We start from the raw sequence: 288 nt of genomic DNA, 5'->3' as shown, positions 1-288 counted from the left end.
ATCGACGTCTCCAAGCTGGCGGCCGGCAGCAAGATCGTATTCGGCGCCACCGTCGAACTGGCCGACAGCGAGACCGACGAAGAAGTCACCTACCAGATCGTCGGCGACCTCGAGTCCGACATCAAACAGGGCCTGATCTCGGTGTCGGCGCCGATCGCGCGCGCGCTGATCGGCAAGAACGAGGGTGACTCGGTCACCATCGCCGCGCCCAGCGGCGAGCGCAGTTACGACATCATCAGCGTGCGCTACGCCGGATGAGCGGCAGCGGCTGCATCCTGCTGCTTCCAG

1 protein-coding gene is annotated in these 288 nt (G+C 65.3%); it reads left to right on the top strand.

Going from position 1 to position 288, the window contains the following annotated elements; genetic code table 11:
- The coding region (locus tag FLQ44_RS16370) for a GreA/GreB family elongation factor (RefSeq protein ID WP_206208926.1) at positions 1 to 258 on the top strand (258 nt) is incomplete at its 5' end.
- Positions 259 to 288: the final 30 nt, after the last annotated feature.

The sequence above is a fragment of the Vogesella mureinivorans genome, from assembly GCF_007644035.1.
Taxonomy (GTDB): domain Bacteria; phylum Pseudomonadota; class Gammaproteobacteria; order Burkholderiales; family Chromobacteriaceae; genus Vogesella; species Vogesella mureinivorans.
The sequence above is the reverse complement of the archived record's forward strand: the minus strand, read 5'-3'. Positions and strand labels throughout refer to the sequence as shown.